Here is a 23,615-nt window from a genome sequence, read left to right as displayed (position 1 = left end):
ACTTTGGCTATCATATATTCCCCAATTTATCGGATAGAAAGGGGAAACATCTGAAATTATTGGCTGTTAGCCATGTGACCTTACTTATCTTGGTACTTTTTAGTCCGACGAGTTGGCCGGGTATTGGCGGGATCATCCGGCCAAACATGCTTGGGATAGCGCCCTTTCATCTCTTTTTGTACCTCGCGATAAGCTCCCTGCCAGAAAGCCGCCAAATCGCCAGTAATTTGTAGCGGCCGCTGTGCTGGGGAAAGCAGCTCAAGCACCACGGCGACCCGCCCACTCGCCAACATTGGGCTATGCTGCTCACCAAAAACTTCCTGCAAACGCACCGCCAACACCGGCGGCCTCTCAACAGCATAACGGATGGGCAGGCGGCTACCAGTCGGCACAGTGTAATGAGTTGGCAGCTCAGTATCCAGCCGTTGACGTAATTGCCAGCTCAACAAACGCGTCAACGCCTCCGCCATATTCACCTGCCGTAAGCCACGCAAATCCCGTACACCGGGCAGTGAGGGTAGCAGCCATAGCTCAAGCTGGCTCAGTAAACTATCATCATCGGTGGCCGGCCATGGCTCTTCGGGGAGCCAACGGCTGGCACAATGTAAGCGGGTGCGCAGCTGTTCAGCCTGCTCATCCCAGCTCAGTACCTGCAAACCTTGCTCGCGCACCCAGTTTAACAACGCCGATTGCAATGCTTCGTCACTGGGTTTCGCTAATGGCTGCGCCCGCAATGTCAGCCGCCCAATTTGCCAGCGCCGCCAGGCACGCAATGTGCCCTTTTCCTCATCCCACTCCACCACGGTTTTTTCTTCGACCAAACGGGGCGATTGTTGCGCCAGTTGGTCAATATCAATCGGCAGCGCCAATAGAATGCGCGCATCCGGCCCACTGTTGCTTTGTAACAAACTGGCCGCCACCAACCAAGGTGCTCGTGCTAGCGCCTCATCTTGCGCCATGGCAGCGCCCATACCATTGGCCAGCAGATAGCGCCCATCCTGTCCACGTTGTTGGGCGATGCGGTCCGGATAAGCCAATGCCAACAATTGGCCCGCGATATCACTGTCGATGGCGCCGACGCGCGCATTAATTCTTGAGGTCAATTGCCGCGCCCGCCGCTGCCAATGCGGCTGTGGGCGGCTGAGCCAGTCATGTAAATCAATTTGGCCTGAACGCGGGGGTTCTTCCAGAATCGCGGCCAATAACGCCGCTGTCGCCAATGCATCCGGACTTTGTCCGGCGGCAAAACACAGCATGGCGGCCAGACGCGGTTCGCAGCCTAAACTGGCCATCATGCGCCCCATGCCAGTAAGCTGCCCTGGTGAATCAATCGCCCCTAAGTTCCGCAATAAATCGCGCGCCGCGGCCAGTGCCGCTCGAGGCGGTTTATCAAGCCAATTGAGCTGGCCCGCCTCCTGACATCCCCAGTGCAATAGCTCCAGCCACAGGCTGCATAAATCACTGTTAAGAATTTCCGGCTCACTGTATTGCGCCGCGCGTTCGGCCTGTTCTTTAGCAAACAAATGCCAACAAATCCCCGGAGCCAATCGCCCAGCACGCCCGGCGCGCTGCACCATCGAAGCTTGACTGATGCGCTGAGTGACCAATCGGGTGAGGCCGTTTTTGACATCAAAACGCGCCACCCGCTCCAATCCGCTATCCACTACCAGCCGAATACCTTCAATCGTCAAACTGGTTTCGGCAATATTGGTCGCCAGCACCACTTTGCGCCGCCCAGCCGGAGCGGGCTGAATGGCTTTCTGCTGCTCACTGAGTGGCAGAGCGCCATACAGTGGGCAAAGGTCAGTGTCATTGGCAACTTCACCTTGCAACCGCTCCATAACGCGGTGAATCTCTGCTACGCCGGGTAAAAATAGCAGCAAAGAACCCGATTGTTCGTTTAATAAGCGCTTAACGCGATGGGCAACCCCATCCTCCAGCCGTTCATGGCTCGATAGAGGCTGATAGCTGCGCTCGACAGGAAAACTGCGCCCCGCGGAAACTATTGCCGGGGCGGATGGCAATAAGGCAGAAAGGCGCTGGTTATCCAGGGTCGCGGACATTATTAGCAGTTTCAGGTCATCGCGTAGCCCTTGCTGCACATCCAACAACAGCGCCAGCGCCAAATCGGCCTGCAAGCTACGTTCATGGAATTCATCGAGGATGACCAACGATATCCCGCTCAGCTCCGCATCTTGTTGGAGCATTCGCGTGAGAATGCCCTCAGTGACCACTTCTAGCCGGGTATCTGGCCCGCTTTTACTTTCGGCGCGCATCCGATAACCCACGGTCTGGCCCGGTTGTTCACCCAATTGTTGCGCCAAGCGATAAGCCACATTTTTTGCCGCCAACCGGCGGGGTTCCAACATGATAATGCGGCCAGACAAGCCCCCCCGTTGCAGGATTTGCAGCGGCAGCCAAGTCGATTTACCGGCCCCGGTGGGGGCATGGAGCAGAACTTGCGGTGAGGTTTGCAGCGCGGCCAAAAGCGCATCAAGCACTTCACTTACGGGCAAAGCGCCCCTCGCAGCATCACTTTCTTTCCAACTCACCACCACATTCTTCCCCATCCTCTCTACTTTCATCATCAGCCATTGTAACATCATGGCCGTATAGCGTATTTAGCCGAGTGATTATGCCAGCCTAATGATTAATACTGTTGATAAAACGATGAATAAACGCCTGTTTTTTGCACTCGACCTGCCCGACACCGTGCAACAGAACATAGTGCAATGGCGAGCAGCTCATTTCCCGCCAGACGCGGGACGGCCCATTGCGGCGGCGAATCTTCACCTGACACTGGCGTTCCTCGGTGAGGTCAGTCAGGCCAAAGCACAGATATTGCAACAACAAGCCGGGCGAATTAGTCAGTCAGGTTTTCATGTAACGCTGGATGATATGGGCCACTGGCCCAACTCCGGAGTGATCTGGCTGGGATGTAAAAATCCCGCGCGCGGGCTGTTGCAGTTGGCTCAGTTGTTGCGATCTCAAGCGGCACGCAGTGGCTGCTACCAAACACCGCTGCCATTTCATCCCCATGTCACCTTGTTCCGCGCGGCTATTCGCCCCGTCGCTATTCCGGCGAAAACGACGAGTGAAAGCTTTCGGGTGGACCATTTTTCGTTATATGAGTCGGTATTTGCACGCGGTCGAACCCGTTATAACATTGTACAAAGCTGGCCATTGACTAGCACACACAGGACTTCCGATGCCATCTAACCCGCAGCTACTGACTTTTGCTCCTCGGTTACAACCCGCCACACTTATCCTGCGGTATAAACGCTTTTTAGCTGATATTGTGACGCCCGCTGGAGAAACATTAACTATTCATTGCGCTAATACTGGAGCAATGACTGGCTGCGCCACACCTGGGGACACAGTTTGGTATTCGACCTCGGATAATCCCAAACGTAAATATCCCCATAGTTGGGAGCTAACTCAAACCCAAACCGGTGATTGGATCTGCGTAAATACCCTACGCGCCAATGAGTTAGCCAGTGCTGCAATAGATAATAATCATATTGTTGAATTATCTGGTTACACTTCTGTCAAAAGAGAGGTTAAGTATGGGGATGAGAACAGCCGTATAGACTTGTTATTGCAGGCAGAAAATAGGTCTAACTGCTATATTGAAGTCAAGTCGGTTACCTTATTACAGCAACAATGTGGGTATTTCCCGGATGCCGTCACCCTGCGGGGTCAGAAGCATCTCAGGGAGCTACAAAACAGGGTCGCCAACGGTCACCGGGCGGTACTTTTTTTTGCCGTATTGCATACGGGTATCAGGCAAGTTGCCGCCGCCCGACACATTGACAATCGCTATGCCCAATTGCTGGCCCAGGCTCAGCAAGCAGGAGTGGAGGTGATTTGCTACGGTTTTCAACTATCGCCTGACGGTATTGCGCTGGACGCCCGCCTACCGTTATTACTGGACGAAACACCAAATCCATAACGCTGAATAAAGAAGCGATTTTTGGATGAAGTTGCTCGCCAAATACGCCTTCCTTCACACCATTGTCAAGCAGGCGACAGGAATAATTGCCAACCTACCTTCCTTCTGTTATTTATAGCGGCCTGATTTTTCCCCGTCTTGGGGATTTCGATAGTGCGTATGAATGTAGGAGAAGCATCATGCAAGAAGGGCAAAAACGTAAAACCTCGTCCTTGAGCATTCTCGCCATCGCTGGGGTAGAACCATACCAAGAGAAGCCAGGCGAAGAGTATATGAATGCCGCCCAATTGGCGCATTTCAAGCTTATTCTTGAAGCATGGCGCAACCAGCTCAGGGATGAAGTGGACCGTACTGTATCGCACATGCAAGACGAAGCTGCTAATTTCCCCGATCCGGTGGACCGTGCCGCGCAGGAAGAGGAGTTCAGTCTTGAGCTTCGTAACCGCGACCGTGAGCGTAAACTGATTAAAAAGATCGAGAAGACACTGAAAAAAGTCGAGGATGACGATTTCGGTTTCTGCGAATCTTGTGGCGTAGAGATAGGCATTCGCCGTCTGGAAGCACGGCCAACTGCAGATTTGTGCATTGACTGTAAAACCCTAGCCGAAATCCGCGAAAAGCAGATGGCAGGCTAACACAGCAATAATACGGTGCCAGAGTCATTTCTGGTACCGTATTTAACCCGCTGAATTTCCTCTCCTTTATGCCAAAAAATATCCATTCTCAGCAAGCTCTGCAGAAACGTGTGCCATATGTTGGGCGCTTTGCGCCATCCCCATCTGGTGATTTACATTTCGGTTCGCTGATTGCGGCATTGGGTAGTTACCTGCAAGCTCGTGCCGAAGATGGGCGCTGGCTGGTTCGCATCGAAGATATTGATCCCCCTCGCGAAATCCCTGGTGCTGCGGCGCGCATTTTAGCGACGCTCGAGCACTATGGCCTGCATTGGGATGGCCCGGTTATCTATCAATCTCAGCGCCACGCCGCCTATCGCGCGGCCTTAGACTGGCTGGAGCAACAAGGGCTGAGTTATTACTGCACCTGCACCCGCAACCGCATTCAGCAGATTGGCGGTTATTACGATGGGTATTGCCGTAACCGTCATGTGCCCGCCGCCGGTGCCGCTATTCGTTTACGACAGACTCATCCGGTTTATACCTTTTGTGATAAATTACTGGGTGAGCTGCATGCTGTGCCCGCGCTGGCCGAAGAAGATTTTATTATTCGCCGCCGAGATGGCCTATTTGCCTATAATTTGGCTGTGGTGGTCGATGATGCTTTTCAGGGCGTCACCGAGATTGTGCGCGGCGCAGATTTAATCGAGCCGACGGTGCGTCAGATCGCGCTCTACCAGCAGTTACAGCAACCAGCACCTTGTTATTTGCACTTGCCACTGGCACTGAACCATGATGGTAATAAGCTCTCTAAGCAAAATCATGCGCCGCCGTTGCCCCATGGTGATCCGCGCCCAGTCTTGGTTGCGGCACTGAAGTTTTTGCATCAACCTGTGCCAGAATGCTGGCAAGATCTTGATTTGCCGTTATTATTACGTTTTGCTGTCAAAAACTGGGACTTAGCAACAATTCCACGTCAGGGGGCGCTAGCCGCCACTGACAACACAACGGCATTCTCAAAAGAAGCACGGTGAGCTATGATTAGCCGCTGTTTTTCTGTTGTTCTGTAATTTATTAGCCACTATCGAGGTGTACCATTTTTACCCGAGTAGCCAATTTCTGCCGTAAGGTACTGATTCGCGATGATAAATTAGCTCGCGATAGCCAAACAGCCCGTGATGACACGGCTCGTGATAGCAGTGCCCGTAAAGATATAGTGCAAGGTGAAGATAACGTGGCCCGCAAAGAGAGAAGGCCTGCCAGAACGAATACTGGCCGCAAAAATCATGCGGAGCCTGCTTCACAACAGGGCTCGATGACAATTATCCCGCGCGATCAGCACAATATTTCCCGTAAAGATATCAGTGATAATGCACTGAAGGTTCTTTATCGCCTGAATAAATCAGGTTATGAAGCTTATCTGGTTGGTGGCGGCGTCCGTGACCTGCTGCTGGGCAAAAAACCGAAAGATTTTGATATCACCACCAGCGCCACACCAGAGCAAGTGCGAAAATTATTCCGCAACTGCCGCTTGGTCGGCCGCCGTTTCCGTCTGGCCCACGTGATGTTTGGCCCGGAAATCATTGAAGTTGCAACTTTTCGTGGTCACCACGAGCAGCAACAGGCAGAAGATAGCGACAAAAACTCTTCCCAACAGGCACAAAATGGCATGCTGCTGCGTGACAACATTTTCGGCACTATTGAAGATGATGCCCAGCGCCGTGATTTCACCATCAATAGCCTTTATTACGGGATTTCTGATTTTGCACTGCGGGATTACACCGGCGGTTTGCGTGATCTGAAAGAGGGTGTTATCCGCCTGATTGGTTCTCCTGAAACTCGCTATCGTGAAGATCCAGTGCGGATGCTACGCGCTGTTCGTTTCGCCGCGAAACTGGATATGATGATAAGCCCGGAAACGGCGGAGCCGATCCCTCGTCTGGCTTCTTTGCTACGTGAGATCCCCCCCGCTCGCCTGTTTGAAGAATCACTCAAATTGTTGCAATCGGGCTATGGCTATAAAACCTATTTAAAACTGTGTGAATATCAGCTTTTCCAGCCGTTATTCCCACTCATTGCCCGTCATTTTACCGAGCATCATGACTCGCCGATGGAACGTATGTTGGTGCAGGTACTGAAAAATACTGACCATCGTCTACATAATGATAAGCGCGTCAATCCTGCCTTCTTATTTGCCGCGATGCTTTGGTATCCATTGATCGAACATGCGCAGAAGCTGACCCAAGAGAGTGGCTTGGCATACTACGATGCTTTCGCTCTGGCAATGAATGACGTGCTGGATGAAGAGTGCCGTTCACTAGCGATTCCAAAACGTATTACCTCATTAGTGCGAGATATTTGGCTGCTGCAATTGCGCCTGTCACGTCGCCAGGGTAAACGTGCGCACAAACTGATGGAGCATCCAAAATTCCGGGCTGCTTACGACTTGCTGGCACTACGTGCCGAAGTGGAAAATAACCATGAACTACAGCGTCTTACGCAGTGGTGGGGGGAATTCCAAGAAGCAACGCCGCTACAACAAAAGAATATGCTAAATACTTTAGGGGCCGATCCCGCGCCGCGCCGCTCTCGCCCTCGCCGCCCACGCAAGCCGGCACCACGTAAAGAAGGGGCATAATACGCACTATGATCCGGGTCTATATTGCGCTAGGCAGTAATCAGTCCATGCCACTGCAACAGGTGAATACCGCACTGGAGGCGCTGGAGCATCTGCCGCGCACCCGGCTAGTGGCCTGTTCACCTTTTTATCGCACTAAACCGTTAGGCCCACAGGATCAACCCGATTTTCTTAATGCGGTAGTCGCGTTAGAGACTTCTCTGCCACCAGAGCAACTGTTAGATAACACCCAAGCCATTGAACGCAATCAGGGGCGGGTGAGGAAAGAACAGCGCTGGGGCCCGCGCACACTGGACCTTGATATTATGCTGTATGGTGACTTGGTGATAAAAACCGATCGCCTTATCGTGCCGCATTATGGCCTGAAAGAGCGCGAATTTATGCTCTACCCACTGGCTGATATCGCCCCAGACTTGGTTTTCCCCGACGGCGAATCACTGTCAGAGCGCCTTAAACTCGTGGATAAAAATGGTCTTGTGCTTTGGTAGCAGTACGGGCTAAACCCAACATATAATACGCCTATCTGATATCCCGCCATCTTAATCTACCGTCTCAGGAGAAAGAGTGATGAAAGCTACTACCATCAGCCACTTACGCCAATGGAAGCTCGATAAGCGCAAGTTCGCCACACTGACTGCCTATGATGCCAGCTTTGCTCAGCTATTTGCCGAGCAGGGAATAGAAGTTTTGCTGGTGGGTGACTCGCTCGGTATGACATTACAAGGGTTCGATTCTACTCTACCGGTCACCATTGCAGATGTCGCCTATCATACTCGTGCCGTGCGCCGTGGCGCGCCTCACTGCCTGTTATTAGCAGATATGCCGTTCATGAGTTATGCCACCCCAGAACAGACATTTATCCATGCAGCCGAGCTGATGCGGGCTGGGGCTAATATGGTCAAACTCGAGGGTGGCAGTTGGTTGTGCGACACCATTCGCATGCTGGCCGAGCGCGCGGTTCCGGTGTGCGGACATTTAGGATTAACACCGCAGTCGGTCAATATCTTTGGTGGTTACAAAGTGCAGGGCCGCGAAGAAGTCGCCGCCAACCAGCTGTTGAAAGATGCCCAGGCGCTGGAAAATGCCGGCGCACAGTTGCTGGTTCTGGAATGTGTCCCAGTGGAACTGGCACAACGCGTGACTGAGGCGCTGACAATCCCGGTAATTGGTATTGGCGCGGGTAATGTTACCGACGGGCAGATTCTGGTTATGCATGATGCCCTAGGCATTACTGGGGGCCATACACCTAAGTTCAGCAAAAACTTCCTGGCGCAAAGTGCCGGGGATATTCGTGCGGCCATTCAGCTTTATATTCAAGAAGTTGAGAGCGGTGTCTATCCAGCTGAAGAACATACATTCCAGTAAATCATTGCGGATAAAAATAGCGGAGCAAAAGAATGCTGATTATTGAAACCTTGCCGCTGTTGCGCCAGCAAATTCGCCGCTGGCGGCAGGAGGGCCTGCGGGTCGCGCTGGTTCCCACGATGGGCAATTTGCACGAGGGGCATATGACATTAGTGGAAGATGCCAAAATGCGCGCCGATGTTGTCGTCGTGAGTATTTTTGTTAATCCGCTGCAATTCGAGCGACCTGATGATTTGGCTCGCTACCCGCGCACTTTGCAAGAAGATTGTGAGAAATTAACCCGCCACGGGGTGGATTTAGTGTTTGCCCCCGCAGCTGTAGATGTCTACCCCGCGGGCCTTGATGCTCAGACTTATGTTGACGTCCCTGCCCTGTCCACTATTTTGGAAGGTGCCAGCCGCCCCGGCCATTTCCGTGGGGTGTCCACTATCGTCAGCAAACTGTTCAATCTGGTGCAACCGGATGTGGCCTGTTTTGGCGAAAAAGATTATCAGCAACTGGCATTGATCCGCAAAATGGTGGCGGACATGGGCTATGACATCAATATTGTTGGCGTGCCAATTGTGCGAGCCAAAGATGGCCTGGCGCTGAGTTCTCGCAATGGCTATCTGAGTGCTGAAGAGCGCAAAATTGCACCGCAGCTATATAAGATAATGCAAACATTGGCCGAGAAAATGACTGCGGGTGAGCGGCAAATTGATGATTTATTGGCAGATACCGCCGAGCAATTACGCCATGCCGGTTTCACTCCAGACGAACTGTTTATTCGCGATGCCCAATCCTTGCAGCCGCTGACTGTGGACAGCAAGCAAGCGGTGATTTTGCTGGCCGCCTGGCTGGGTAAAGCGCGCCTGATTGATAATCAACAGGTTGATCTGCAAAGCTGACTATCTGGCCCGACACAGGTAACTGATTAGGGCGAATAGCCAGCAGTAAAGTCAGTCATAGACAACTGATATAAAATCAGCAAAACTGAATGCTTCTCCCTAAATCGGTCGATGATGGGATAGGGTGCCAGACTTATTCTGGGCAATAACCGGGGTCAAAGGTAAGAGTTATGATACGCACTATGTTGCAAGGCAAACTGCACCGGGTGAAAGTCACTCAAGCTGATTTGCACTATGAAGGTTCCTGCGCTATTGATCAGGATTTTCTGGAAGCCGCAGGTATTCTTGAATACGAAGCTATTGATATTTATAACGTTGATAATGGCCAACGTTTTTCGACCTATGCCATCGCCGCTGAGCGCGGTTCACGAATTATTTCAGTGAACGGTGCCGCAGCACGTTGTGCTTGTGCGGGTGATAAATTGATCATCTGTTCCTATGTCCAGATGTCCGATGCAGATGCCCGCCTGCATCACCCCAAAGTGGCATATTTTGAGGGCGAGAATCAACTACAGCGCAAGGCTAAAGCGGTGCCGGTTCAGGTTGCCTAATCACCTGTAATAGTTGAATTTTCACCATAAAAGGCGCTTAATTAAAGCGCCTTTTTTCATATACTTAAACTATTCAGAGTTAATCCGACTCCATCACCGCCGGTGCGGCTGGTACTGGAACTTGGCCAGGTTCATTCGCGATACGCTCAGCCATCGTCGGAATAGAATCCGTGCGCAGGATATAAAGCCGTTTGAGAGTATACGGATTATCACCCGGTTTAACCTTGCCCTGCATGGTCGTCACCGCTAAATGGAAACCTGCATTTTTCGCCGCATCAATAGCCGTTTGGTTAAAACCACCGAAAGGGTATGACAGGAAAATCACATGCGGATTAAACTGCGACAATGCCCGGCGGGAATGTTCAAAGTCAAAAACAATATTATGATAAGAACGGCTCAATAAAATGGGATTACGTTTATTATCTGTCCGGTGTAAAAAGTGAGTATGAGACTGAATATCAAATACATCCTGAATCTCTTTCAACTCAGAAATGCTCATAAACTGTAATGAGTCCGAATTCCACTTTTGCGGGTGGCGTTTAATACGCGATGAAATAATAAATGCCGTGGCCCGGAAGCCGTTTTCTTTCAGAATCGGATAAGCATAGCGATGGACCGATTTAAGACCATCATCAAATGTCAGCACGACCACTTTTGCGGGCAGGTTTATCTTGTTATTCAGATAACCCTCAAGCTGATAAAGAGAAATAGTGTCGTAACCGGTCTGCTTGAGATAGGTCATCTGATTGCTAAATGCAGCATCAGAGGTTGTCGTTGAGGTATTCAGGAAACGTTTATTTTCCTCATTCTTCAACATATGGTGATAAGTCAGGATAGGAATGCCATTATCTATTTCAGCATCAGCACTGCTGACATATCCCAAACGATCGCCAATATTGACCTGATACCAGGTATTACTTAGCCGGTCTTTCAACTTACCCACAATGGGGTAGCGCAAGTTCTCAACCAGAGTCGCGAATTGTTCGCTGTCGACATCTGCCGCTAAATAAACCGGCGTTTCGCGCTTAATAATAATATTTTGATTCGGCAGAGGTTTATTCAAATCCCCCAATATATCATTGTTTTTTCGCGCTTTATTGATATCACGTAAATCGTCTTTATCAATAAAGCCGATGCCGTTACCAAATTTAAATTCATAATATTCTGCCGCGGCGGGTAAAACCTGAATAAGTTGGTCTTCTTTAATCTCACCGACAGGAATGACCTGCTCGCCTACCAACGAATACATTTCGCTGTCGCGATCTGTAACCATATATTTAGGGGTCAGAACTGCTTCATCTGGCAGAAGGTCTGCATGGGTTGCCGGCATCATTACCGACATGACAATACCGAGTAGCATCCCAATAGCTATTCTGTTTTTATGCCACATTATCGTTCTACTTATTCGCATTTGGCGCTGAATTAAAAGGGAAAAAATCTGGTGCGTCAGCATAGCACGAGACACACGAAGTTGAGAAAGATGATATTAGACAGGGACATTATTTATTACGATTAAATTCCAGCATTAACAACAATTAACTCACTAATAATTAACGAGCAATACCTGAGATTCTCTCCAAACTTATCGACGTTGCAGGTGCAAATATCGCAGCACGGCTGCAACGTCAAAGCCGCAGGGGATTATGTGCGCAGGCCGCGACCACGCTCAATCAAATACCACGCCCAAGCATAAAATACCGCGATAAATACCACTAATACACCAATGGTGAATACCAGCGGCACATCAGTAATGCCAAGGAAACCGTAGCGGAAGCCACTTATCATGTACACGATAGGGTTAAGCTTAGAGACGGCTTGCCAGAATGGGGGCAATAAGGCTAATGAATAAAACACCCCGCCCAGATAGGTTAATGGCGTCAGCACAAAGGTCGGCACGAGACTGATATCATCAAATGTCTTGGCAAAAACAGCATTCAACAAGCCGCCGAGAGAGAATAGAATTGCCGTCAACATTAATGTCAGCGCAATCATTGACCAAGAGTGGACATGCAGCGGCACAAAGAACAGTGAAATAATCGTCACCAGAATACCGACACAGATCCCGCGGGCCACTCCGCCCCCGACATAGCCCACAATCACGATATGGGTGGGTACCGGGGCAACTAACAACTCTTCAATGCTGCGCTGAAATTTTGCACCAAAAAATGAGGCGGCGACGTTAGCATATGAGTTTGTTATCACCGCCATCATGATAAGGCCGGGCACAATAAACTGCATATAATCAAAGCCGCCCATATCACCAATTCGGGAGCCAATCAGGTTGCCGAAAATCACAAAATAGAGTGACATCGTAATCACCGGCGGCACCAGAGTTTGAATCCAGATACGGGCAAACCGCGTGATTTCTTTAATCCAGATACTCTGCAATGCTATCCAATACAGGCGGGTCATGCTTTCTCTCCCCCGTTGCCATTAACCAAGGTGACAAATAGCTCTTCCAGACGGTTGGCCTTGTTGCGCATACTTTGTACCTGAATTCCTTGAGCGTTCAGTTGGCTGAATAGACTATTCAGACCCTGTTCCCGCTTCACATCTACTTCCAGCGTTGAGGTATCCGTCAAGCGGTAGCTATAGCCCTCCAGCTTCGGCAATGGGCTTTTAATCGCCAGATCAAAAATGAAGGTTTCTGATTCAAGCTTGGCAAGTAACTGTTTCATCGTGGTATTTTCTACCAGCGCCCCATTCTGGATAATGCCAATATTGCGACACAGCATTTCTGCTTCTTCCAGGTAATGGGTTGTCAGGATGATAGTGGTGCCCTGCGCGTTGAGCTCTTTGAGAAAACCCCACATGGAGCGGCGTAATTCAATGTCTACCCCCGCAGTCGGCTCATCCAGAATCAGTAATTTTGGCTCATGCATCAGAGCACGGGCAATCATTAACCGGCGCTTCATCCCACCCGATAGACGAATAGCGCGCTCATTGCGTTTGCTCCACAAATCTAACTGGCTGAGATATTTCTCTGCGCGTTGCAGCGCCTCGCGCCGCGTGACACCGTAATACCCCGCCTGAGTAATCACAATCTGCAATACCGTCTCAAACGGGTTGAAGTTGAATTCTTGCGGCACTAATCCGAGCTGGCGCTTGGCATTGACGATATCTTGGTCAATATCGTAGCCAAAGACATTCACCTTGCCAGAGGTTTTATTCACCAATGAACTGATAATGCCGATAGTGGTGGATTTACCCGCCCCATTAGGCCCGAGTAGGGCATAAAAATCGCCTGCCTCCACGTGCAAATCAATGCCACGCAGTGCCTGAACGCCACCCGCATAGGTTTTGGTCAGCTGCGTTATTTCCAGTGCATATGTCATAAGCAAAAAAGAACCTTATTCAATGAGTTCCCAGCGGTCACAGCATGTCCATACCTGATTTAACCCACCGCTATCGGGGCAAGTTGCAGCGCTAAAAGGGAGCCTGAGTAGATAGCGAGAAAATGTTACGCAGACAACATGGTGCGGCCAAAGGAACAACTGTTCCGATTTCAAAATCGTTATCCTTGCCGTATATTATCCTATCGCAATCCGTTCATTACAGGCTATTTACATTTATGAAAGAAATAGAAAAGCTCATCGCGAACAACCGGACTTGGTCAAATGCTATCAGTAAAGATGACCCCGGTTTTTTTGAGCACCTGGCGCTAGCCCAGAAACCACGGTTCCTGTGGATTGGCTGTTCAGATAGCCGCGTCCCGGCAGAAGAGTTGACTGGCCTGAAAGCCGGTGAATTATTTGTCCACCGCAACGTTGCCAATCTGGTTATCCATACTGACCTAAACTGCCTATCCGTGGTGCAATATGCCATCGATGTTTTACAAGTCGAGCATATCATTATCTGTGGCCACCTTGGCTGTGGTGGTGTTGAAGCGGCAACCAAGAAAGACCTCGAATTAGGGCTGATTGATAACTGGCTCCTGCATATTCGTGATCTTTGGTTTAAACACAGTTCATTGCTAGGCCGTTTGCCGGCGGAAGAACGCAGCAATATGTTATGTAAACTCAACGTAGTGGAACAAGTGTATAACTTGGGTCATTCAACGATTGTCCGTTCCGCTTGGAAGCGCGGGCAGAAAGCCATGATTCACGGCTGGGTTTATGGTATTGAAGACGGCCTACTGACGGATTTGGAAGTCTCCGCAACCAGCATGGAAGCACTTGAACAAGTGTACCGAAAAGCGATGGCTGAGTTATTACCTAAAGAAGACTAAGTTAGTCGTTATGGGAGGGTACGTTCAGACGCGCCCTCTCCCATTAAAATAATAAGCCAAATCAAAACGTTAAATCATCAGCGCGCAGTAGCCGATAACCCGATTACTCATCCAACATCACCACTTTACCCACATAAGGTAAATGTCTATAACGTTGCGCATAATCGATACCATAGCCCACCACAAACTCATCAGGAATGGCGAAACCCACCCACTCGACTGGCACCTGAACTTCACGGCGCTCTGGTTTATCCAGCAGCGTACAGATAGCCAATGACTTCGGCCCACGCAGTTGCAGAATTTCACGCACTTTACTTAATGTATTACCGGAGTCGATGATATCTTCGACAATCAGTACATCTTTACCACGGATATCTTCATCCAAATCTTTCAGGATTTTCACATCGCGGGTGGTACTCATGCCATTGCCGTAGCTGGAGGCCGTCATAAAATCAACTTCATGGGAAACATCAATGGCGCGGCATAAGTCAGCCATAAACATAAATGAACCACGGAGCAACCCGACCAGCACCATCTCACTGCCACTGTCGCGGTAGTGTTCGGAGATTTGGCGGCCTAATTCGACAATTCGGGTTTTGACTTCCTGCTCGGAAATCATGACTTCTACAGTGTGTTTCATAGGTATTAACGTCGCTTTTTTACGTTGCTTCCGGAAGAAAGCCGCTGAGTTTACCATAGCCTGAGCCAGGTTGCGACGGACTCACCCGCCGCAGACCGAACCGATTGATACTCGCTAGGCACTGACGGTAAAGCCCAGCATCATGCCGGTATCTTCATGCTCTAATAGGTGGCAGTGGGCCATATAAGGGGTGCTGGCCGGTGCCAAATGATTAAAGCGCACCAATATCTCACTGCGGGCGCCTTCCACTCGCACGGTATCTTTCCAACCACGGCGATGCTCCGCTGGCGGTTTACCATTTTCGCTCAAAATACGGAACTGCGTGCCATGGACATGGAATGGATGCAACATCATGTCGCCCTCACCGGAAACCGTCCATTTTTCGTATTTACCCTGTTTAGCATCAAACGCCACTTCGGTCATGGAAAATGCTTTGCCATTGATAGTATTGGCATGGCTGAAATCAAAACTCGGGGCCGCGTTCATCGCGCCATGGTGCATGCCCTTCATATTGCTGTGATCCATTCCCGCCATACTGCCACTATCCATTGCGCCCATATTGCCGTGATCCATGCTCATGCCCGCCATGGCTTGCATACCATAGCGGTTCATAAGTGCCTGCATTCCCAGCATATCCAGTTTGGGGTCCATCATCAGTTGGAACCAGCGCTCTTGCACGCCCGTCGCATCGGCAAGTGGCGGCACCATAACCAGAGAATCCGGTAATGTTTTGCTGCCTGATGCCAGTGAAGGTTGAATACGTAATACCGGCAGCGGCTTATCAAATGGCGCTAATGTCATGCCCATCTGTTTGACCGGTAAAGTCACCAGATCAAGCGCTTTGCCATCAGAGGTATCCACCAGCACCTCGAAACGCTCGCCCATCAGCATCGGCAATTCGCGCACCGCGACCGGCTCTGCCAGCAACCCACCGTCACTGCCAATCACATACATCGGGCGGCCATCGCTGAGGGCCAAATTCAGTGAGCGCGCATTGCACCCATTAAGTAACCGTAAGCGCACCCAGCCACGGGGCGTGATTTGTTGCGGGTAGCGCGCGCCATTGGTGAACATCTGGTCACCGAACCAACCCACTGCAGCCGTCATCACATCCAGTTGATAATCAATCTGGCCATCTTTACCCAACAATTTATCCTGCAAAATGACCGGGATATCATCCACACCCCATTGTTTCGGCAGCGGCAGTTTTTCACTGTCACTGTCATCAATAACCACTAACCCCCCCAGCCCCATCGCGACCTGACGGCCGGTTTTACCGTGGGTGTGGGGGTGGAACCAGCAGGTCGCGGCCGGCTGTGCTACCGTCAATGCCACTTGGCGCTTTGCACCAGGCTGAATCAGTGCCTGCGGCCCGCCATCAACCTCACCGGGAATCTCTAAACCGTGCCAATGTATCGTGGTGGCTTCTGGTAAAGAATTTGTCACGTTAATGGTAACTGGCTTGCCGCGCGGTAAACGAATAGCTGGCCCCAGTAAATTGCCGTTATAACCCCACGTTTGTGTCGCGGCGCTAGGCAACCAAGCCATGGTGCCGGTTTGGATATTCACATTAATGTTGCCACTGGCATCCGGCAGGAGTAATGGCGGAATAGGTAAGGGTGGAAAGTCTGCGGCCAAAGCCGCGCGGCTCCATAAAGGCAGTGAAGTGGCGGCTCCAAGAGCTGCCGTTAACTTGATAAAATCACGGCGATGCATGGTCGTCTCCATTCTGATTGGCGATAAAGACCGAATGTTACTGAGTCAGTATCGTAGGTAAGTGCCTACGTGGCACAAAAAACAGCATTATTTGCCAGCATAAACCTTCCCCTAGCGGGAAGGTCAAGACGTAATCAGTCACTTTGTGAATCAATACCGGTGTATACCCACACGAACGACATAATAAAATTTACTCTGAACCGCTACAGTGTGATAACGTCTGTTAACAATGAATAAGCCTGTTTCCGCGATGAAAAGAACAACGTTAGTTATGCTGCTGCTTACTCTGTGCGGATTCTCATCTGCCAGTTCTGCATTAAGTGAATCTGAAGCAGAAGATCTTGCAGATCTGACTGCGGTATTCGTTTACCTGAAAAATGACTGTGGCTATAACGAATTACCCAATAATGAAATCAAGCGGGCAATTGTCTATTTTGCTCAACAAAATCGCTGGGATTTGCGTAACTACAATAGCTTTAATATGAAAGCATTGGGTGAAGAGAGCTACCGCGACCTGCGCGGTATTGCGATCCCTGTTCCGACCAAATGCAAATCTCTGGCTCGTGACTCTTTAAGTTTATTGGCCTACGCTAACTAGTTACCCCGCATTTACCCTTTCAGCCTGAAATTCAACCGTGCAACCTCTGCCAGAGTTGGCTATGATGTTGCCCCATTTTTCATGGCTGTTACTGCGAAGGAGAGGCCCGAACATGTCACAGAAAGAACTATGGTATGAAACATTACATGCCAACTTCGGCCAGTATTTTTCAGTAGAAAATGTACTGTACCGCGAAAAAACCGAGCACCAGGATTTGGTGATTTTTGAAAACCCTGTGCTGGGCCGGGTAATGGCATTGGATGGCGTGGTACAAACCACCGAACGCGATGAATTTATTTATCACGAAATGATGACGCACGTCCCTTTGCTGGCCCATGGTCAGGTCAAGAAAGTGCTTATTATCGGCGGTGGCGATGGGGCGATGCTGCGTGAAGTCAGCCGCCACAAAAGTATTGAACAGATTACGATGGTGGAAATTGACGCCGGTGTCGTCGAGTTCTGCCGCCAGTATCTACCCAATCACAGTGCGGGTGCCTATGATGACCCCCGTTTTAAACTCGTTATTGATGATGGCGTCAATTTTGTTAACCAACCTACTGAAAAATTTGATGTTATCATCTCTGACTGCACTGACCCTATTGGGCCAGGAGAAAGTCTGTTTACGTCTGCTTTCTATGAAGGATGCGCCCGCAGCCTGAAAGAGGGCGGTATTTTTGTTGCGCAAAACGGCGTATGTTTCCTGCAACAAGATGAAGCGGTCGATAGCCATAACAAACTTAGCCACTATTTCAAAGATGTCAGTTTTTATCAGGCCGCCATTCCGACATATTACGGCGGCATCATGACCTTTGCCTGGGCGAGTCAAAACCCGCAATTGCGTCAAGTGGATATCACCACACTGCAACAGCGTTTTGCCAAAATGAATCTAACCTGCCGCTACTATAACCCAGCCATTCATGTCGGCAGCTTTGCTTTGCCGCAATATCTGCTGGATGCCTTAACGGCCAAACGTTGATAATCCGTAAGGAGGTGAACTAAATTGTCCAAGCTTAAACTGCACGGCTTCAACAACTTGACTAAAAGCCTAAGTTTTTGTATTTACGATATTTGTTATGCCGAGACCGCAGACGACCGCGATGGCTATATCGCCTACATTGACGAACAGTATAATGCCAACCGCCTGACTGAGATTTTAAGCGAAACCTGCTCAATCATTGGCGCGAACATCTTGAATATCGCCCGTCAGGATTACGATCCTCAGGGGGCCAGTGTCACTATTTTAGTCAGCGAAGAGCCTGTTGACCCGCGTGATGTGGATAACTCAGAGCACCCAGGCCCGCTGCCAAATGCGGTTGTGGCCCATTTGGACAAGAGCCATATCTGTGTCCATACCTATCCGGAAAGCCACCCGGAAGCAGGGCTGTGTACTTTCCGTGCCGATATCGAAGTCTCGACCTGCGGGGTCATTTCACCGCTAAAAGCATTAAATTATCTTATCCACCAGTTGGAATCCGATATAGTCACCATGGATTATCGGGTGCGCGGCTTTACCCGTGATATCAACGGCGTTAAACATTTTATCGATCACAAAATCAATTCGATTCAGAATTTTATGTCCGACGATATAAAGTCGCTTTATCACATGATGGATGTGAATGTTTATCAAGAAAATATCTTCCATACCAAGATGATGCTGAAAGATTTTGATTTGAAGCACTATCTGTTTAATGCCAAGCCAGAAGAGCTTAGCGTGGAAGAAAGAGAACGAATCACCCGCCTGCTCTATAAAGAAATGCAGGAAATCTACTATGGCCGCAATGTGCCAGAAATGTGATGTAGTATGGGTGATATCTCTGTAATTACATGTTATTAATCAATAATACATCAGAACAGAAACCAATTAACCGGGTATGACTCTTTTTACCCGGTTAATTCCCCCCACTGCAAGGAAGATCTCCCGCTCATGAACCGCCTCCCTACCCTGTATGGCATTATTGCAATCTTGCTTTGGAGCATGAGTGTCGCGTTGACCCGTGGGCTGTCGGAAACTCTGGGGCCATTTGGCGCGGGGGCGGCAATTTATACGGTCAGTGGGATATTAGTGTGGCTGGTCGCCGGCAAGCCGACTCTGCGAGGGCAACATCCTGCTTATTTATATGGCTGTGGCCTGTTATTTGTGGTGTATATGGTGGCCTTTGCTCTGGCCGTTGGCATGGCCAATGATCGCCAACAAACACTCGAAATCGGCCTAATTAATTATTTATGGCCCAGCCTGACTCTGCTGCTGGCGGTGCCATTGCTTAAACTTCGCCCGCGTTGGTGGCTGTGGCCGGGGGCCGCTTTGGCGCTGTTTGGGGTTATTTGGGTTGTCAGTGGTGGTGATGGGTTGGATATTAATATTCTGCGTGCGAATATCAGCAGCAACCCACTGGCCTACAGTCTGGCACTGATTGCTGCTTTTACCTGGGCCGGTTACTCCAATTTGGTGCGCATATATAGCCGAGGGCCGGGCGCATTGCCGCTATTTTTACTCGCTTGCGCCCTGTGCTTGTGGATGATGTTTTTTATGCTGACGCCCGGTGAGTTGCATTTCACCTCCCGCGCCACTTTTGAGCTGTTACTGATGGGGGCCAATACAGCGCTGGCATATTTATGCTGGGATGTAGCCATGAAAAAAGGCAATGCCACACTGGTCGCGGCTCTCTCTTACTTTACTCCGCTGCTATCAATATTGATTGCCAGTTTTTGGCTCAATACCCTGCCCTCCGCTGCATTCTGGCCGGGGGTTGCCATGGTGGTGGTCGGCTCACTATTATGCTGGTCTGCCAGCCGCAATCCCCTCTAACTCTTTTTACAAATACATACCCCAAAAAATTGGAGTTGCAGATAGGCAGCAAGCAAACGAATCCCGATGAGCTTACACAAATAAGTGATTCGGGTGAATGAGCGCAGCTAACCCCCCGCAGCTTCAAGTTTGAAGGGTAAAATTGCGATAGCCTTTCAGGACTAACAGAAAATCCTCCAGACCACACAGGCAAAGGCTCTCTTCATCATAGTAATTCATGCCCTCCTCCATCTCATCGCCCTCAAGATCCAGTTGATTGGCGCGCACCATCACTTCTTCACCGTCCAGCCACAATGTGTATTCGTGGCCCGTGAGTTGCCACTGGCGCTCGCTGCCTTTAACTTCACTGGCCGCGGCTTCAATTTGGTCCAGTTTTGTCAAATCGCCTTTAATTTCTTCATTGAGCCAGTGGCCAATCACTTCATGCCCCATGGAAAATCTAACCTGCACTTGCCCGGTTAAATCACGCAAGAATTCATAGTCCATAGCATGTCCTCCTGATGCTCTTTTTATCAGTGTAATCGTTATTAGCAACCTGACTTGGCGCAAACTCGCAAAGCCGATAAATAGCTGAAAAATTCTCATCGAGCTTATTTTTAAACAAAAAAAGGAGGCCAATGGCCTCCTTTTAAGCAAGTGCGAAATATAGCGATTTACACGGCAGTTTGGAAGATAACGCCATCTGCTTTATCGGTATATTGGCTCAACTGATCAAAATTCAGATAGCGGTAAGTATCTTCCGCCGTCTTATCAACCTGGGCCATATAAGTTTGATATTCATCAGGAGTCGGCAAACGCCCCAGCAGTGAAGCAATCGCCGCCAGTTCAGCCGAGGCCAGATATACATTCGCCCCAGTCCCCAAGCGGTTCGGGAAGTTACGGGTTGAGGTAGAGACAACCGTCGCACCATCCGCAACTCGCGCCTGATTACCCATGCACAATGAACAGCCGGGGATCTCAATACGCGCGCCGCTCTTGCCAAAGACACTGTAATAGCCCTCTTCGGTCAGTTGCGCGGCATCCATTTTAGTCGGTGGCGCAACCCACAGGCGGGTTGGTAACTGGCCTTTATGTTGATCCAGTAATTTGCCCGCGGCACGGAAGTGACCAATATTGGTCATGCAGGAGCCGATAAAGACTTCATCAATTTTGCTGTTGGCCACATCAGACAACAAACGGGCGTCGTCGGGATCGTTTGGCGCACACAGAATTGGCTGAGTTATCTCGGCCAGATCAATTTCAATCACCGCGGCGTATTCTGCATCGGCATCACCTTCCAGCAGATTTGGATTCGCCAGCCAGCTTTCCATGCCATTGATGCGGCGCTCCAGTGTGCGGCGGTCACCGTAACCTTCAGCAATCATCCATTTCAGCAGCACAATGTTGGATTGCAGATATTCAATAATCGGCGCTTTATCTAACTTAATGGTGCAACCGGCGGCAGAGCGCTCGGCTGAAGCATCCGCCAGCTCAAATGCTTGCTCAACTTTCAGCTCTGGCAAACCTTCAATTTCCAGAATTCGGCCAGAGAAAATATTCTTCTTGCCCTGCTTCTCAACAGTCAGCAAACCTTCCTGAATCGCGTAGTAAGGGATGGCGTGCACCAAGTCGCGCAAGGTGATACCCGGCTGCATTTCACCTTTAAAACGCACCAGCACCGACTCCGGCATGTCCAGCGGCATAACACCGGTTGCCGCCGCAAACGCCACCAGGCCAGAACCCGCCGGGAAAGAGATGCCAATAGGGAAACGGGTATGGGAGTCACCGCCGGTGCCGACAGTATCCGGCAGCAGCATGCGGTTCAGCCATGAGTGAATGATACCGTCACCCGGGCGCAGCGACACACCGCCGCGATTCATAATAAAATCAGGCAATGTGTGGTGGGTCGTGACATCCACCGGCTTCGGATACGCCGCGGTATGACAGAATGACTGCATCACTAAATCAGCTGAGAAGCCCAAACACGCCAAGTCTTTCAGCTCGTCACGGGTCATCGGCCCGGTGGTATCTTGTGAACCGACCGAGGTCATTTTAGGCTCACAATATTCCCCTGGACGCACGCCGGTAACACCACAGGCGCGGCCCACCATTTTCTGGGCCAGTGAGAAGCCTTTGTTGCTTTTCGCCACCGGCTTAGCAATACGGAATACTTCGCTGGCCGGCAAGCCCAAAGATTCGCGGGCTTTGGTGGTTAAGCCACGGCCCACGATCAATGGGATGCGGCCACCCGCACGAACTTCATCCAGTAACACATCAGTTTTTAGCTCAAAAGTGGCTAAAATCTCACCGGTATCATGGCGACGAACTTCCCCCAGATATGGGAAGATATCAATGACATCGCCCATGTTCATGTTGGCAACATCCACTTCGATTGGCAGGGCACCGGCATCTTCCATGGTGTTAAAGAAGATGGGCGCAATTTTGCTGCCCAGCACCACACCGCCGCCGCGCTTATTCGGCACATAAGGGATGTCGTCGCCCATAAACCACAGCACCGAGTTAGTGGCAGATTTACGCGAAGAACCGGTACCGACCACATCACCGACATACGCCAGCGGGAAGCCTTTTTTGTTCAGTTCTTCAATTTGCTTGATTGGGCCAACACTGCCGGGTTGATCCGGATGAATACCCTCGCGAGCATTTTTCAGCATCGCCAAAGCATGTAATGGGATATCAGGGCGCGACCAAGCATCAGGGGCCGGGGATAAATCATCGGTGTTGGTTTCACCGGTCACTTTAAAAACAGTGACCGTGATTTTTTCAGCCAGAGCTGGGCGAGAAAGATACCACTCGGCATCCGCCCAAGATTGCATCACTTTCTTCGCGTGCACATTGCCCGCTTTGGCTTTTTCTTCCACATCGTAGAAGTTATCAAACATCAGCAAGGTATGAGACAGCGCTTTGCCCGCAATCGGAGCCAGCTTTTCATTATCCAATGCGTCAATCAGTGGGTGGATGTTATAGCCGCCCTGCATAGTACCAAGCAGTTCAATGGCTTTCTCTGCGGTAATCAGAGGAGAGTGGGCTTCGCCTTTGGCAATGGCCGCCAAAAAACCGGCTTTGACGTAAGCTGCTTCATCAACACCGGGTGGTACACGGTTAATCAGCAGATCTAATAAGAATTCTTCTTCGCCCGCAGGCGGATTTTTTAATGATTCAACCAGCGCGGCCATTTGTGATGCATCTAATGGCTTGGGGACGATACCCTCAGCAGCACGCTCGGCTACGTGCTTACGGTAGTCTTCTAGCACGACTCTCTCCTCGCTCTTATTGTCATTTATTTTGCCGGGCTGATGTTACCTCCAGTCATCATCACTGATGCTGTAGGTGTAAGGTCAGATGCCCAGTTTCGCTTAGCCAGCATACCAGTATTTAAACTCAGTGTTAATTCGTTCACATAAAAGCAACATTAAATTTTTGCTGAATCGTTGAGCGTAGTGTAATCATCTTACTTATTGATAATGGCTCTCAACTGACTTGCCGTGGTATAGCAATGCCGTTTGAAAAGTACGGATATAATAACCATAACTAATGAATGGATACCATCTCTCTCTGATGGTCTCGTGTTGTCGGTATGATTTTTATAACGGTGAGGAGCAAATGGAACATTTTGTGGCGCT

22 protein-coding genes are annotated in these 23,615 nt (G+C 50.1%); 14 read left to right on the top strand and 8 right to left on the bottom strand.

Translation table 11 applies throughout. The features are described from left to right. Window positions 1–80 precede the first annotated feature (80 nt). Entirely contained in the window at window positions 81–2,603 is a 2,523-nt protein-coding gene (gene hrpB, locus D5F51_RS04485) for an ATP-dependent helicase HrpB (protein WP_129199186.1), read from the bottom strand. Window positions 2,604–2,646: 43 nt separating this feature from the next. On the opposite strand from hrpB, the gene thpR reads away from it, so the two are divergent. From thpR to panD, 9 genes are all read left to right on the top strand, one after another. Beyond that, window positions 2,647–3,219 carry an RNA 2',3'-cyclic phosphodiesterase gene (gene thpR / locus D5F51_RS04480; RefSeq protein WP_025379467.1) on the top strand — a complete coding sequence of 191 codons (573 nt, stop codon included), beginning with the start codon at window positions 2,647–2,649 and terminating at the stop codon, window positions 3,217–3,219. Continuing rightward, window positions 3,209–3,952, top strand: coding sequence for a DNA/RNA nuclease SfsA (sfsA, locus tag D5F51_RS04475; RefSeq protein ID WP_025379468.1), 744 nt, complete (start codon window positions 3,209–3,211; stop codon window positions 3,950–3,952). Before thpR ends, sfsA begins: the two co-directional genes overlap by 11 nt. A gap of 179 nt (window positions 3,953–4,131) precedes the next feature. After that, window positions 4,132–4,587 (top strand): RNA polymerase-binding protein DksA, encoded by a 456-nt coding sequence (dksA, locus tag D5F51_RS04465; protein WP_005156764.1) that lies wholly within the window; start codon window positions 4,132–4,134, stop codon window positions 4,585–4,587. A 68-nt stretch (window positions 4,588–4,655) separates the two neighbouring features. Beyond that, a complete protein-coding gene (gluQRS, locus tag D5F51_RS04460) occupies window positions 4,656–5,600 on the top strand; it encodes a tRNA glutamyl-Q(34) synthetase GluQRS (RefSeq protein ID WP_129195727.1) in 945 nt (314 codons plus the stop codon). 281 nt (window positions 5,601–5,881) lie between these two features. Then, window positions 5,882–7,204 carry a polynucleotide adenylyltransferase PcnB gene (gene pcnB, locus D5F51_RS04455; protein ID WP_245994883.1) on the top strand — a complete coding sequence of 441 codons (1,323 nt, stop codon included), beginning with the start codon at window positions 5,882–5,884 and terminating at the stop codon, window positions 7,202–7,204. 8 nt (window positions 7,205–7,212) lie between these two features. After that, window positions 7,213–7,692, top strand: coding sequence for a 2-amino-4-hydroxy-6-hydroxymethyldihydropteridine diphosphokinase (gene folK / locus D5F51_RS04450; protein WP_025379471.1), 480 nt, complete (start codon window positions 7,213–7,215; stop codon window positions 7,690–7,692). 79 nt (window positions 7,693–7,771) lie between these two features. Then, complete coding sequence (panB, locus tag D5F51_RS04445) at window positions 7,772–8,569, top strand: 3-methyl-2-oxobutanoate hydroxymethyltransferase (RefSeq protein WP_025379472.1); 798 nt, start codon at window positions 7,772–7,774, stop codon at window positions 8,567–8,569. Window positions 8,570–8,601: 32 nt separating this feature from the next. After that, complete coding sequence (gene panC / locus D5F51_RS04440) at window positions 8,602–9,456, top strand: pantoate--beta-alanine ligase (RefSeq protein WP_129195725.1); 855 nt, start codon at window positions 8,602–8,604, stop codon at window positions 9,454–9,456. A gap of 170 nt (window positions 9,457–9,626) precedes the next feature. Then, entirely contained in the window at window positions 9,627–10,007 is a 381-nt protein-coding gene (panD, locus tag D5F51_RS04435) for an aspartate 1-decarboxylase (RefSeq protein ID WP_025379474.1), read from the top strand. 79 nt (window positions 10,008–10,086) lie between these two features. Here panD and D5F51_RS04430 read toward each other — a convergent pair whose 3' ends face one another. From D5F51_RS04430 to D5F51_RS04420, 3 genes are all read right to left on the bottom strand, one after another. Next, a complete protein-coding gene (locus tag D5F51_RS04430; protein WP_025379475.1) occupies window positions 10,087–11,397 on the bottom strand; it encodes a polysaccharide deacetylase family protein in 1,311 nt (436 codons plus the stop codon). Between the two features lie 251 nt (window positions 11,398–11,648). After that, window positions 11,649–12,419, bottom strand: coding sequence for an ABC transporter permease (locus tag D5F51_RS04425; protein ID WP_129195724.1), 771 nt, complete (start codon window positions 12,417–12,419; stop codon window positions 11,649–11,651). Then, window positions 12,416–13,342: an ABC transporter ATP-binding protein gene (locus D5F51_RS04420; protein WP_129195723.1), complete on the bottom strand. Its 927-nt coding sequence runs from the start codon at window positions 13,340–13,342 to the stop codon at window positions 12,416–12,418. Before D5F51_RS04420 ends, D5F51_RS04425 begins: the two co-directional genes overlap by 4 nt. Window positions 13,343–13,578: 236 nt before the next feature. On the opposite strand from D5F51_RS04420, the gene can reads away from it, so the two are divergent. Continuing rightward, window positions 13,579–14,235, top strand: coding sequence for a carbonate dehydratase (can, locus tag D5F51_RS04415; protein ID WP_025379478.1), 657 nt, complete (start codon window positions 13,579–13,581; stop codon window positions 14,233–14,235). A gap of 103 nt (window positions 14,236–14,338) precedes the next feature. On the opposite strand, the gene hpt is transcribed toward can, so the two are convergent. Beyond that, window positions 14,339–14,875 (bottom strand): hypoxanthine phosphoribosyltransferase, encoded by a 537-nt coding sequence (hpt, locus tag D5F51_RS04410; RefSeq protein ID WP_087768634.1) that lies wholly within the window; start codon window positions 14,873–14,875, stop codon window positions 14,339–14,341. Window positions 14,876–14,989: 114 nt separating this feature from the next. Then, window positions 14,990–16,591: a multicopper oxidase CueO gene (gene cueO / locus D5F51_RS04405; RefSeq protein ID WP_129195722.1), complete on the bottom strand. Its 1,602-nt coding sequence runs from the start codon at window positions 16,589–16,591 to the stop codon at window positions 14,990–14,992. A 250-nt stretch (window positions 16,592–16,841) separates the two neighbouring features. Here cueO and D5F51_RS04400 point away from each other — a divergent pair, with 250 nt between their 5' ends. The 4 genes from D5F51_RS04400 (at window position 16,842) to yddG (ending at window position 19,995) form a co-directional block, all read left to right on the top strand. After that, window positions 16,842–17,189, top strand: coding sequence for a YacC family pilotin-like protein (locus tag D5F51_RS04400; RefSeq protein WP_016266377.1), 348 nt, complete (start codon window positions 16,842–16,844; stop codon window positions 17,187–17,189). A 112-nt stretch (window positions 17,190–17,301) separates the two neighbouring features. Further along, on the top strand, window positions 17,302–18,165 hold the full coding sequence (gene speE, locus D5F51_RS04395) for a polyamine aminopropyltransferase (RefSeq protein ID WP_129195721.1): 864 nt from the start codon (window positions 17,302–17,304) through the stop codon (window positions 18,163–18,165). A gap of 24 nt (window positions 18,166–18,189) precedes the next feature. Further along, window positions 18,190–18,984, top strand: coding sequence for an adenosylmethionine decarboxylase (gene speD / locus D5F51_RS04390; protein WP_025379482.1), 795 nt, complete (start codon window positions 18,190–18,192; stop codon window positions 18,982–18,984). A gap of 129 nt (window positions 18,985–19,113) precedes the next feature. Continuing rightward, window positions 19,114–19,995, top strand: coding sequence for an aromatic amino acid DMT transporter YddG (gene yddG, locus D5F51_RS04385; protein WP_129195720.1), 882 nt, complete (start codon window positions 19,114–19,116; stop codon window positions 19,993–19,995). Between the two features lie 123 nt (window positions 19,996–20,118). Here the strand turns inward: yddG and yacL are convergent, their stop codons facing one another. Both yacL and acnB read right to left on the bottom strand, forming a co-directional pair. Beyond that, on the bottom strand, window positions 20,119–20,481 hold the full coding sequence (gene yacL / locus D5F51_RS04380) for a protein YacL (RefSeq protein ID WP_025379484.1): 363 nt from the start codon (window positions 20,479–20,481) through the stop codon (window positions 20,119–20,121). Window positions 20,482–20,648: 167 nt separating this feature from the next. Then, the gene (acnB, locus tag D5F51_RS04375; RefSeq protein ID WP_025379485.1) at window positions 20,649–23,246 is read right to left on the bottom strand and encodes a bifunctional aconitate hydratase 2/2-methylisocitrate dehydratase; all 2,598 of its coding nucleotides are present in this window, start codon (window positions 23,244–23,246) and stop codon (window positions 20,649–20,651) included. Window positions 23,247–23,615: the final 369 nt, after the last annotated feature.

This window comes from Yersinia hibernica, assembly GCF_004124235.1.
In the GTDB taxonomy this organism is placed as follows: domain Bacteria; phylum Pseudomonadota; class Gammaproteobacteria; order Enterobacterales; family Enterobacteriaceae; genus Yersinia; species Yersinia hibernica.
The sequence above is the reverse complement of the archived record's forward strand: the minus strand, read 5'-3'. Positions and strand labels throughout refer to the sequence as shown.

Bases quoted from the DNA above. Each gene is read 5' to 3' on its own strand.
- D5F51_RS04425 (WP_129195724.1), bottom strand. From the start codon at position 12,419: ATGACCCGCCTGTATTGGATAGCATTGCAGAGTATCTGGATTAAAGAA.
- hpt (WP_087768634.1), bottom strand. From the start codon at position 14,875: ATGAAACACACTGTAGAAGTCATGATTTCCGAGCAGGAAGTCAAAACC.
- D5F51_RS04420 (WP_129195723.1), bottom strand. From the start codon at position 13,342: ATGACATATGCACTGGAAATAACGCAGCTGACCAAAACCTATGCGGGT.
- yacL (WP_025379484.1), bottom strand. From the start codon at position 20,481: ATGGACTATGAATTCTTGCGTGATTTAACCGGGCAAGTGCAGGTTAGA.
- speE (WP_129195721.1), top strand. From the start codon at position 17,302: ATGTCACAGAAAGAACTATGGTATGAAACATTACATGCCAACTTCGGC.
- gluQRS (WP_129195727.1), top strand. From the start codon at position 4,656: ATGCCAAAAAATATCCATTCTCAGCAAGCTCTGCAGAAACGTGTGCCA.
- can (WP_025379478.1), top strand. From the start codon at position 13,579: ATGAAAGAAATAGAAAAGCTCATCGCGAACAACCGGACTTGGTCAAAT.
- sfsA (WP_025379468.1), top strand. From the start codon at position 3,209: ATGCCATCTAACCCGCAGCTACTGACTTTTGCTCCTCGGTTACAACCC.
- D5F51_RS04400 (WP_016266377.1), top strand. From the start codon at position 16,842: ATGAAAAGAACAACGTTAGTTATGCTGCTGCTTACTCTGTGCGGATTC.
- panB (WP_025379472.1), top strand. From the start codon at position 7,772: ATGAAAGCTACTACCATCAGCCACTTACGCCAATGGAAGCTCGATAAG.
- folK (WP_025379471.1), top strand. From the start codon at position 7,213: ATGATCCGGGTCTATATTGCGCTAGGCAGTAATCAGTCCATGCCACTG.
- yddG (WP_129195720.1), top strand. From the start codon at position 19,114: ATGAACCGCCTCCCTACCCTGTATGGCATTATTGCAATCTTGCTTTGG.
- panC (WP_129195725.1), top strand. From the start codon at position 8,602: ATGCTGATTATTGAAACCTTGCCGCTGTTGCGCCAGCAAATTCGCCGC.
- D5F51_RS04430 (WP_025379475.1), bottom strand. From the start codon at position 11,397: ATGTGGCATAAAAACAGAATAGCTATTGGGATGCTACTCGGTATTGTC.
- pcnB (WP_245994883.1), top strand. From the start codon at position 5,882: ATGACAATTATCCCGCGCGATCAGCACAATATTTCCCGTAAAGATATC.
- hrpB (WP_129199186.1), bottom strand. From the start codon at position 2,603: ATGTTACAATGGCTGATGATGAAAGTAGAGAGGATGGGGAAGAATGTG.
- thpR (WP_025379467.1), top strand. From the start codon at position 2,647: ATGATTAATACTGTTGATAAAACGATGAATAAACGCCTGTTTTTTGCA.
- cueO (WP_129195722.1), bottom strand. From the start codon at position 16,591: ATGCATCGCCGTGATTTTATCAAGTTAACGGCAGCTCTTGGAGCCGCC.
- panD (WP_025379474.1), top strand. From the start codon at position 9,627: ATGATACGCACTATGTTGCAAGGCAAACTGCACCGGGTGAAAGTCACT.
- dksA (WP_005156764.1), top strand. From the start codon at position 4,132: ATGCAAGAAGGGCAAAAACGTAAAACCTCGTCCTTGAGCATTCTCGCC.